We start from the raw sequence: 6,682 nt of genomic DNA, 5'->3' as shown, positions 1-6,682 counted from the left end.
TTCCAGCGCACGGGCGACTCCTTCTGGGCCGCCGCGGACCAGATGACCCGCGGGTTCATCATCGGCGCCACCGCCGGCCGCACCACCCTGACCGGCGAGGGCCTGCAGCACGCCGACGGCCACTCCCCGATCCTCGCTTCGACCAACCCGGCCGTCCTCACCTACGACCCCGCGTTCGGGTACGAAATGGGCCACATCATGCGCGACGGCCTGGAGCGGATGTATGGCGACGCCGCCGGAAGCAACGCCGACCGGAACCTGATGTATTACCTCACGGTCTACAACGAGCCGATCTTCCAGCCGGCGGAACCCGAGAACCTCGACGTCAACGGTGTACTGAAGGGCATCTACCGGGTGTCGGCGTCGGACGTGGCCGGGCCGAAGAGCCAGATCCTGGCCTCCGGTGTGTCCGTCCCCTGGGCCCTGGAAGCCCAGCGGATCCTTGCCGAGGACTGGGGCGTCTCCGCCGATGTGTGGTCCGTGACGTCCTGGAACGAGCTGCGCCGCGACGGGCTCGCCGCCGAGGAAGAGGCCTTCCTCAACCCCGGCCAGCCCGCCCGCGTCCCGTTCGTGGCCCAGCAGCTCGCGGATGCGACCGGTCCGATCGTGGCCGTGACCGACTACATGAAGGCCGTGCCGGACCAGATCCGGCAGTTCCTCCCGCACCAGTTCGCCTCGCTCGGCGCGGACGGCTTCGGCTTCTCCGACACCCGCGCCGCTGCACGCCGCTTCTTCAAGAACGACACCCACTCGATCGTGGTGAAGACCCTGCAGCTGCTCGCGGCGAGGGGCGACGTCGAGGAGGGCGCGCCGTCGTACGCCATGGACCGCTACAAACTCCTGGACGTCAACGCCGGGACCACCGGCGGAGCGGGCGGCGACGCCTGAGCAAGGCGTTAGGGGGCGCGCGTTAGGGTGGGCAGATGAGCGACAGCGGAGCACCGGTCACGACGGCGGTGCTGCTTGCCGCCGGCGCCGGGACACGGCTGGGGCTCGGTCCCAAGGCGCTGCTCCGGTTCCGCGGCCGCACGCTCGTCGAAGTGCTCGCTGACGTGCTGTTGCAGGGCGGCTGCCGGGAAGTGGTGACGGTGCTCGGCGCGGACGCGGCAACGGTCCGCGCCGCCACCGACCTCAGCCGGCACAAGGTCATCGAAAACCCGGACTGGGAGTCCGGGATGGGCAGCTCCTTCCGGGCCGGGGTTGCCGCGGCGGCTCCGGAGGATCACGTGCTCATCGCGCTCGTGGACCAGCCCGGCCTGACCGCCGGGACCGTCGCCCGGCTGCTGGCGGCCCACCGGCCGGGCCGGGTGACGGCGGCCGCCTACCGCGGCCCGCAGGGCAAGCTGCGGCGGGGGCATCCCCTGCTCCTGGATGCCAGCCTTCGCGCTGCGGCCGCGGAAACGGCGACCGGCGACGCCGGGGCGCGTGTCTTCCTGCAGGCCCACCCGGACCTGGTTGATCTGGTGGATTGCAGTGACTTCTCCGGCGGTGAGGACCTCGACACCCCGGACCAGCTGCACCTGCTCGATTAAGGTCAGGCGCAGCAGCCGACGCCAGCCACAACGCGGGGTCAGATACGGCCCAAGAAACCCCACAGCATGGGCGTGCCTGACCTCGCGTTGGTCTTAGCCGGAGGTGCCCAGCAGCTCCTGCAGGCCGCGTTTGAACCCGGACCGGCCACCGTGGGCAGGATGCCTGATCTTCAGTGCGTCACGGCCGCTCCGCTGCAGGCTGCGGTGCGCCACATTGCCCACCGCCACCACGGTTTCGATGGGAAACAGCTCTGTCAGCGCCTGCCAAAACGGGGTTCCGAGGGCTGCTTCGGCGGATGTCGGGGTGCGGTTGGACAGCGGCCGACCCGGCATGTGGGTATGCCACGGGCAGGCGCTCCATAACAGGGGAAGGAAGTCCAGCTCGGCCAGGACCTCCCACATCACCGTTGCAGTCGGCTCCGCTGCGACCCCGGCGGCCTCCGCCGGCAGCACGTAGCCCTTTCCCGGACCGAAGAGCCCGAAGCCGTTGGCGGGCCCCTCGAAGATGGTGCGGTTGGTGAAGGGCACGCCGGTGATCCGCATGCCCCGGAAACCGGGCGCCTCACCCACCAGCAACACCTGCGGGGAGCGGTCCAGCATCTCCTGCAGATAGAGACCCAGGTTCCGCCGGCGCTGCGCGTTCCCCGGGATGGCGTGATCGAAGAAGTTGTTGCACCAGGGCCCTGTTTCCACCGAGGCGAGCCGGTCAATGAAGGCATTGATGGAGGATGCAGTCATTCCATGCCCGTTCCCTTAATAGCTGGTAGGTCAATCAGAATATCCGGGCCGCTTCGCAGCCGGCATAGGCTTCCTTGCCGCCTTAGCATGGGGACATGACGGACATGACCATCTTCACGGTGGGGCACTCCACTCATCCCATCGACGAATTCATCGGCATCCTGAAGGCCCACGGCGTCAAGAAGCTGATCGATGTCCGCACCGTCCCGAAATCGCGGCACAATCCGCAGTTCAATGGGGACGCCCTGGCCGCGAGCGTGCGTGCCAGCGGAATCACCTACCGGCAGATGGAATCCCTCGGCGGGCTCCGGCACCCCAGGGAAGACAGTACCAACGGTGCCTGGCGAAACGCGTCTTTCCGGGGGTACGCCGACTACATGCAGACCGAGGAATTTGCAGCGGCCATCGCCCAGCTGATGGAACGCGGGCGGACCAACAATTTGGCGGTCATGTGCGCCGAAGCCGTCCCGTGGCGCTGCCACCGCTCTCTGATCGGTGACGCGCTCCTGGTCCGGAATGTCGAGGTGCTGGACATCATGACGGAAAAGTCTGCCAAACCCCACACCCTGACCCCCTTCGCACGCGTTGAGGGAGTTCGGGTGTGGTATCCGGAAGGCTAATCCGCGGTTCTCCGTACAAGAGCTGCTACCAGCGGGGGTGGATCGATTCGCGGAAGTAGCGGTCATAGATTTCCCGGACGCCGACGTCGAATGTGGCGTCAATGCCGCTGACGCCCGCGGCGGCGGCGTTGGAGCGCGCCTGGTCCACGTTCCGGGCCCCCGGGATCACGGTGCTGACGCCGTCCTGCGCCGCGATCCAGGCAATCGCGGCCTGGGCGGTGCTGACGCCGTCGGGCACCAGTTCCTCGAACTCAGCCACCGCTTTGAGGCCCTGTTCAAAGTCCACACCGGAGAAGGTCTCCCCGACGTCGAAGGCGGAGCCGGTGCGGTTGTAGTTCCGGTGGTCGTTCTCCGCGAAGGACGTGTCCTTGGTGTACTTGCCGGACAGCAGCCCGGAAGCGAGCGGCACGCGGGCAATGATGCCCACACCGGCTGCCTGTGCGGCGGGAAGAACCTCATCCAGGGGCTTGAGCCGGAAGGCATTGAAGATGATCTGCACCGTGGCCGTGCCCGGGTGACTGATGGCTTCCAGCGCCTCGTCGGTCCGCTCGACGCTGACGCCGTAGTTGCGGATGGCTCCGTCGGCCACGAGGGTGTCCAGTGCGTCGTAGACTTCGGCGTTGCTGTACACGGCGGTGGGCGGGCAATGCAGCTGGACCAGATCCAGGCAGTCCATCCCCAGGTTCCGCCGGGAGCGATCCGTCCATTCGCGGAAGTTGGCCAGGTTGTAGTTTTCCGGCGTCTGTTCCACCCGCCGACCCATCTTGGTGGCCACGGTGATGTCCAGACCGGGGTTGTCCGCCAGGAACGCTCCGATGGCCTGCTCGCTGCGCCCGTCGCCGTAGACGTCAGCGGTGTCGAAGAAGGTGACGCCGGCTTCCGCCGCGGCGGCGAGAACGGCCTGCGCCTGCGCGGGGTCCACGTTGCCCCAGTCCGCGCCAAGCTGCCAGGTCCCCAACCCGACAATCGACACGTTCCGTCCGGTCTTGCCCAACATTCGCTGTTCCATGTTCCGACTATAGGACCTCGGCACTCTCGAGGTGACAGCAACGCGGGGTCAGATACGGCCCATTAAGCCCCATGCCATGGACCGTATCTGACCCCGCGTTGCTGTCCTGCATGTCCGACGCCGTTGGAGCCTCTCGCTCCGGCTCAGGGCATCGCCGCCGTGGCGGCCGCCGTCAGCGGCCATCCGATGACCGTCTTGGGCCGCGGGGTGGCATAGGTCCGGACTTTGGATGTGCTCAGTCCCAGCCGGACCAGCGATTCGGCGATGGTGACGGCAGCCGACACCCCGTCTACTACGGGGACTCCGGCCCGCTTACGGATCTCCTCGTCCAGGCCGGCCATGCCGCCGCACCCGAGGACAATGACTTCCGCCTTGTCCTCGCGGACCGCCAGGAGTGCCTGTTCGATGATGGCCTCCACTGCACGCTCCGGTTCCTCCTCGAGTTCCAGGACGGCCATTCCGCTGGCCCGGACCGAGGCGCACCGGGCGTCGAGGCCGGCCAGCTTCAGCCGGTCCTCGATCAGGGGGACGGCACGGTCCAAGGTGGTAATCACGGAGTATTTGTGGCCAAGGAACATCGCGGTGCTCGCGGCCGCTTCGGTGATGTCCACCACCGGAACGTCCAGGAGCTCCTGGAGTCCTTCGCGGCCGTGCTCGCCGTAGCCGGCCTGGATGACGGCGTCGAACGGCTCCGGATAGGACAGGACCCTGTCCATGACGGCGATCGCCGCGAGGTAGCTCTCAAAGTTTCCCTCGCAGGAGTCGGCGCCGAAGCGGGGAGTGAGTCCCACGATTTCCGTGTACGGCAGCGCGGCCTGGCGTGCCTGGGCGGCGATGGTGTCTGTCATGGACTGCGTGGTGTTGACGTTGGCGACAAGAATGCGCATGGTGCTTTCCGCTTTCGGACAGATGGGTCAGTGGTTGCTGGCGACGGCGATCGTTTCGCCGTCGACGTCGACGAGCCGCTGGGAGCGGTCCGAGATGGCGTAGTAGACCGCCGCGGCGATGCCGGCTGCGACGAACCACGCGAACGGGGCGGCGGCTTCGAGCGCCGGAACAAAGGCGACCAGGAGCGCAACGCAGGCGGCCGGCACCAAAGCGATGATCGCCCGGGGATTGAAGCCCTTCTTGTAGAAGTAGGCTCCCGCCGGGTCCTCGGTGTAGAGCTCCAGGACGTTGACCTTGCCACGGCGCAGCAGCCAGTAGTCGGTCATTACGACGCCGAATAGCGGGCCGAGCAGCGCTCCGAGTCCACCCAGGAAGTACACGATCACGATCGGGTTGTTGTACAGGTTCCACGGCAGGATGATGAGGCCGATCGTGCCGCTGACCCAGGCCGCCTTGCGGAAGTTCAGGTGCTTCGGGAAGAGGTTGGTCAGCGCATAGACGGGAGCCACAAAGTTGGCCATCAGGTTCACGGCGATGGTCAGGATCAGCAGCGCAAGGCAGGCCAGGACCAGGAACACCGTGTTCGGGATGGTCTGGACGATGTCCGACGGGCTCTTGATGATCGTGCCGTTGATCTTGAACTGGCCGCCGGCCATGACCACCACGATCGCGCCGAAGAGAAGCATGTTGATGGGGATACCCCAGAAGTTGCCCCGCACCACCGCCTTCTTGGAGACGGCGGACCGGGTGAAGTCACAGAAGTTCAAGACGAACGTTCCGTAGATGGATACCCACAGCGCACCGCCGGCAAAGATGGTGCGCCACATGTCGGCGCCTTCGAGGGCGTGGTTCGAGGTCCAAGCGATGGAGCCGCCGGCTTGAACGAAGATCCAGATGGCCATGGCCGCCATGGTCACCAGGATGATGGGCCCGGCGAAGGCTTCATACTTGCGGATCATTTCCATGCCGAAGCTGACGATGACCAACTGGACGATCCAGAGGAACACGAACGAGGCCCAGCCCAGCGTGGAGAGGCCGAGGACGGAGTTGGCGTCCAACTCCCGCAGCGAGGGGACCATGGCCACCAGCATGACGCGAAGCACCACAGACGCCAGGTACGTCTGGATACCGAACCATGCCACGGCCACCGCCCCGCGCAGGAGGCTGGCGATCTGTGCTCCCCTGATGCCGAAGCTGATCCGGCTCATGACCGGGAACGGGACACCGGTCTTGACACCCATAAAACCGGAGAAACTGAGAAGCCCAAACAAGAGGACGGCTCCGACGCCCAAGGCGAGGAGGATCTGCCAGCCGCCCAGTCCGAGGGCGAAGAGCCCGATGGCAAAGGCATAGTTTCCGAGGCTGTGGACGTCGTTGGCCCAGAGAGTGAAAATGCTGTAGCTGGTCCAGCGGCGACCTTCCCGCTTGGTCGGGGCAAGGTCGATGTTGTAAAGGGAGGGGCTGATCGTTCGGCCGGAGGCGGCGCCGGCTGCTTCGCAAAGCGCGTCGACACCCATGGAAGGGTGGGCAGCTTTGCTCAAGCCAACTGCGGTCTCGGGAGCCGGGTCGACGCCGGTCAACGGGGTCGTCTGCATCGTGATCTCACTTCTTGAAGATGTCTTCCATGCATTCCGCGCTGGGAGGTGTGCCGGAGACTACCGGCAGGAGCGTCATTGCATTCATTCCACAATGCGGAAGATAGGTATCGAGTAGTGAAATAACGGTATGACCTGGATCACGTGTCAGTCAAGGGTTGCCGGATTGCGGCCAGTCATAAACGGTTGCTAGCCCACACGCACCTGCCAGTCCGCCCCCACGGAATCCCCGCAGGAACAGCAACTCGGGGTCAGGTACAGCCCATGTCGGGGCCCGGCATCGGCCGTATCTGACCCTCC

General features: G+C 66.1%; 6 protein-coding genes and 1 pseudogene. 3 read left to right on the top strand and 4 right to left on the bottom strand.

The annotated features are described in order from the left end of the window. Both BLR03_RS12095 and nboR read left to right on the top strand, forming a co-directional pair. Positions 1-888: pseudogene (locus BLR03_RS12095) on the top strand (pyruvate dehydrogenase (acetyl-transferring), homodimeric type); the annotation flags it as partial. Positions 889-923: 35 nt separating this feature from the next. Beyond that, positions 924-1,532, top strand: coding sequence for a nicotine blue oxidoreductase (gene nboR / locus BLR03_RS12090; RefSeq protein WP_091252838.1), 609 nt, complete (start codon positions 924-926; stop codon positions 1,530-1,532). 93 nt (positions 1,533-1,625) lie between these two features. Here nboR and BLR03_RS12085 read toward each other — a convergent pair whose 3' ends face one another. Next, complete coding sequence (locus BLR03_RS12085) at positions 1,626-2,270, bottom strand: uracil-DNA glycosylase (RefSeq protein WP_091252836.1); 645 nt, start codon at positions 2,268-2,270, stop codon at positions 1,626-1,628. Positions 2,271-2,365: 95 nt separating this feature from the next. Here BLR03_RS12085 and BLR03_RS12080 point away from each other — a divergent pair, with 95 nt between their 5' ends. Beyond that, a complete protein-coding gene (locus BLR03_RS12080; RefSeq protein WP_091252834.1) occupies positions 2,366-2,890 on the top strand; it encodes a DUF488 domain-containing protein in 525 nt (174 codons plus the stop codon). Between the two features lie 25 nt (positions 2,891-2,915). On the opposite strand, the gene BLR03_RS12075 is transcribed toward BLR03_RS12080, so the two are convergent. From BLR03_RS12075 to BLR03_RS12065, 3 genes are all read right to left on the bottom strand, one after another. Further along, positions 2,916-3,899, bottom strand: a complete 984-nt coding sequence (locus tag BLR03_RS12075; RefSeq protein ID WP_091252832.1) for an aldo/keto reductase — start codon at positions 3,897-3,899, stop codon at positions 2,916-2,918. A 143-nt stretch (positions 3,900-4,042) separates the two neighbouring features. Further along, the gene (locus BLR03_RS12070) at positions 4,043-4,786 is read right to left on the bottom strand and encodes an aspartate/glutamate racemase family protein (protein ID WP_091252831.1); all 744 of its coding nucleotides are present in this window, start codon (positions 4,784-4,786) and stop codon (positions 4,043-4,045) included. Between the two features lie 27 nt (positions 4,787-4,813). After that, the gene (locus BLR03_RS12065) at positions 4,814-6,304 is read right to left on the bottom strand and encodes an NCS1 family nucleobase:cation symporter-1 (RefSeq protein ID WP_254788442.1); all 1,491 of its coding nucleotides are present in this window, start codon (positions 6,302-6,304) and stop codon (positions 4,814-4,816) included. Positions 6,305-6,682 lie beyond the last annotated feature (378 nt).

It is taken from the genome of Arthrobacter sp. ok909 (assembly GCF_900104405.1).
GTDB lineage: Bacteria > Actinomycetota > Actinomycetes > Actinomycetales > Micrococcaceae > Arthrobacter > Arthrobacter humicola.
Note: the sequence above shows the minus strand (reverse complement) of the source record. Positions and strands in the feature narration are given on the sequence as shown.